This is a genomic window from Glaciimonas sp. GG7 (assembly GCF_052976905.1).
On the sequence record NZ_JBRIIQ010000183.1, the window covers coordinates 1 to 3,484 of the forward strand.

Consider the following 3,484-nt stretch of genomic DNA (forward strand, 5'->3'; position numbering starts at 1 on the left):
ATTCAAATATCCGGCGTCGGTGGCCGGGTCTTGCAAGTCCCAGAACACGTCGCTGCTGATTCCGGTCGGGCCATTCACAGGCATGTTCGATAAGGTTTTGTGCCAGCCAATTTCTTGGTCGATTTTGGCGCGCAGGCCGAGTGCGTAGGCCACAGCGGAGATACTGGCTTCGGCGTCGGTTGCCGTATCCCAGCTCACAAAGTCAGGCCAGATCAGCATTAGTTCTCGCTGGCCGAAATCTTTGCGATACGCGACGGCGTCTTCTTTGGTTAAGCAACCGTGGGCTGATGCGTAGACAAAGGCGCGTAGTTGCTGGGCTACGCTTACCAGCGCATTGGTGACCGCTTTGGTATCGAGTCCGGGCGCGCCGAGGATGCGCGGCTTGATGCCTAGCTTACTTTGCGCCGCTAGCAAGGCTTTGATACCAGTGTATTTGCCGCTGGCAGTGACCGTGCCGATGACGTTGGTGGTGGTGTCGGCTTCGCTCTCGCCTTCCGCTACACGCACCACTATCGTGAACGGTTTGGTTTGCGCGCCGATGGCTTCAAGCGTGCGACGCAGCGTGCCCTTTTTACCCGCTTTGCCGAGTGCGGCGATCACGTTGGTGAGTAGCACCGGCGTATCTAACGGAAACGTGATCGGATCGGCGTCGTCGGCTGTGGCAACCAAGCCGATGACAGCGGTGCTAATGGTGCGTATGGGGCGCGTGCCGTTGTTGATTTCAAGCACGCGCACGCCGTGGTGGTAATCGTCTGCCATGTTGACTCCTGTGAATGTGATGGTGAATTAAGGGATGCTTGTTTCGGGGCTGACAGGCCAGGTCAGGCGATGCGGATAGTCGGGTTGTTCGGTCAGGCGGTTGAGACTGACGCGGTATTTTTTCCAAGCGCTGAGTAAGGCAAGATCGGCGTCGGTGGCGTCATCGATATCGACGCGATCTTGATATTTGGTGACCGCGATATTGGCGTGGTACAGACCAAGCGCGATGCGCTCTTTGGCTACAGCACATAACTCGGCCTCGCTCGGAAAATAGTCCGACACAGGGCCCCAGCGGCCTGCGTTGCATTCGGCGTAAATGGCGCGTCCGTGCGCTTCGACGTCATCGGGCGTGGCGAGAAATGACCAGTAGGTTTGATTCGCGTTGAATTTAACTTCGCACTGAATCCCGTTAGCTTGGCGTAGCAAATAGCGCACGTCCGAATAGGCAAAATTCACCAAGGGGATCACTGGCGCAGAGCTTAGTGGCGGGACTATCTTTGGTGCTGCATTTTTAGGAATAGATTTTTTTAGCGTTGCCATCATCCGACCCTTTGCCATAAAGTTGTACGTGTACCTGGATTGCCGTCGCCGCCGGAGCCATAGTCATAGGTCCAGCCACGTATTTGCCAGGTACCGCCAACCTCCGATGAATTGTGATTTTTGTTGAGGCGGTACGAGCCGATGCTGCCGTCCTGTAAGCCCGGTCCTGCAAGTTGATGGGCGTAACTGGCTGTACCACCATCGGCAGGCGCGGAGCCTGCTTGATTGGCGTAGCCGACCCGCAAATTGCCGACCATAGATAACCGCGCCCGCGCCGCACCATCACTGCCCCAGACGTAAAGCGTCTGTCCACCGGGGTCTGACCAATCGAATTGCATGTGATCGGCTCCGTTGATAACCGTTTGCGCAACTCCCGCGTTGGTGGCATTGGTTGCCTTGGCTGCGCTGTCGGCATAGCTGACGTGAAAGCTTTTAGGGTTATACAAGGCACTAGCGGCGGGGTCGTCGTTGCCGCCGTACACCCATGTCGGTTGGCCGTCGCGTCCACTCCAATCCAAGCGGATACCGGCACTGCCACTGATTTTGTCGGCAGGGTTGAAGTTGCCTGCGTGCCATAACGCGTAAGAAGCAGTGCCTGCCGAGAGACTTAGTTGGTTATTCACGTCCAGCCCAAACCGCAAGAAGGTATATCCGGGACGGTGAAAAATCATATAGGCGGCGTGGCCTTCGCCTTCTTCTGCGTTGATTTGTAAACCCGGTCGGCCCCATTCTTGCGTGCCAATTGGGCCGGTCGATCCGATGGCATAGATAGGCCCTGTGACTGTGCCGCCGGTGCGTGCCAGATAGTTGGTCAACGCCGCTTCCAGCGCATCCCGAAATACAATCACGCCCTGATCGGTTTGATCAACGGTGACTTTGACGCCTGTACCGGACCAGCCGATCTTGACGACGTTAGACTCTTGTCCGAAGCCAGTCCCTTGCTGTACTGGCGTAAAGCCGAGCTTGTCCTGCTTGCTGGCAGGATCGAATGTAGCGGTATCCCACGCGAGTTTCCATGAACGATTTTTGAATGGCGGTGTTTCTCCTAAATAGCCGGTGCGTTCCCATGTTTTTTGCGCGATGCCGCCTTCGCTGTAGACCTGACGCACGAAAGCTCCGCCTACGACCGTCATCAACGTGCCATACCCTTCGCAGCCCGTTGGCAAATGCGTATGGTCGAGATTGCCGCGGTCATTGGCGACGGAGACTTCGCGTACACCCGTATCGAGCAGCGTGTCGCAATCGGTGTCGCTGTCGGTGTAAGCGGCCAGCATGCGGAAATACAGGGCGTTGCCGCGCTCGGATGTCAGGTATTGGGTGTGTGGATCGGCGTCGGTTTTGTGCACGGCGATACTGTGCGCCAGAGCTGGCGTTAGTCCGGCTGGGGTGACGGCGCGGGTGGTGTCGATACCGGCGACGGTTTCCTCAAATGTCGCTAATTCGACGACCCCTTGACGTTCAATAGTCGCCGGTGGATTGGTAAAGTTAGCATTGCCAAACGTCAGGCTGGTGACATCGAGCGTGGTCAATATCGTGTCCGCTGACAACAGCAGCATCGATTGCCCAGATTTCTCCAAAATAGCTTCCGGCTGACTATAGATGCCAAGTAACACGCCGTTGCTGAGCCAGTAACCGATACCGCGCACGGTGTAGGTATCCGTGCCATCGTCGCGGATAGTGACGTGGATGGTGTCGGCGGCCACGACTTCGCCAGAGAGAGTATTGATGCGTTTGAATTCACCGGGTAAGTCGGTCATGTCAGCATCTGCCGTGAAGACGGCGTCGGTCAGCCCGATCTCGGTAATCGTCAATGGCGCTGTGCCGTTGTGTTCGGCATTGATAAGTGCGGCACGGCCTGCGTTGGTAGTAATGATCTGGAGTCCGGGCATAGTTAATCAGGCTTCGGTAAGGTTGAGACGGGCGGCAATCACAGGGCGAATGGCTGTGACCACGGCAATTGCGGCGTTGGTGTGGAGGCCTTGCGTAAACGTAAAATGGCTGCGGACCGGCTTGGTGCGTCGGACCTCGGTAATCACGTCGTCAACAAAAGCAGCGGTGGCTGTTGCGCCGCCTGCGCCGCTTAAGCTCATCAGCAGATCGAAAGTGTGCGGCGCGCCCATCGGCGTTTTTTGCCACCACTCCTGCAACAGGATCGCGCCACCGAAAGTGGCGACGACGTCTCTGA

General features: G+C 57.0%; 4 protein-coding genes. All 4 read right to left on the reverse strand.

Annotated features, from left to right (window positions below):
- Window positions 1-759: phage tail sheath subtilisin-like domain-containing protein (locus ACVBEF_RS20825; protein WP_447125812.1), on the reverse strand; the 759-nt coding region annotated here is incomplete at its 3' end.
- Between the two features lie 27 nt (window positions 760-786).
- Window positions 787-1,299 (reverse strand): tail fiber assembly protein, encoded by a 513-nt coding sequence (locus ACVBEF_RS20830; RefSeq protein WP_447122121.1) that lies wholly within the window; start codon window positions 1,297-1,299, stop codon window positions 787-789.
- Complete coding sequence (locus ACVBEF_RS20835) at window positions 1,299-3,188, reverse strand: hypothetical protein (RefSeq protein ID WP_447125813.1); 1,890 nt, start codon at window positions 3,186-3,188, stop codon at window positions 1,299-1,301. The genes ACVBEF_RS20830 and ACVBEF_RS20835 overlap by 1 nt, the downstream gene beginning before the upstream one ends.
- A gap of 6 nt (window positions 3,189-3,194) precedes the next feature.
- Window positions 3,195-3,484: phage tail protein I (locus ACVBEF_RS20840; RefSeq protein WP_447125814.1), on the reverse strand; the 290-nt coding region annotated here is incomplete at its 5' end.

Excerpts from the sequence above, each read along its gene's own strand:
- ACVBEF_RS20830 (WP_447122121.1), bottom strand. The coding sequence starts at position 1,299 with ATGGCAACGCTAAAAAAATCTATTCCTAAAAATGCAGCACCAAAGATA.
- ACVBEF_RS20835 (WP_447125813.1), bottom strand. The coding sequence starts at position 3,188 with ATGCCCGGACTCCAGATCATTACTACCAACGCAGGCCGTGCCGCACTT.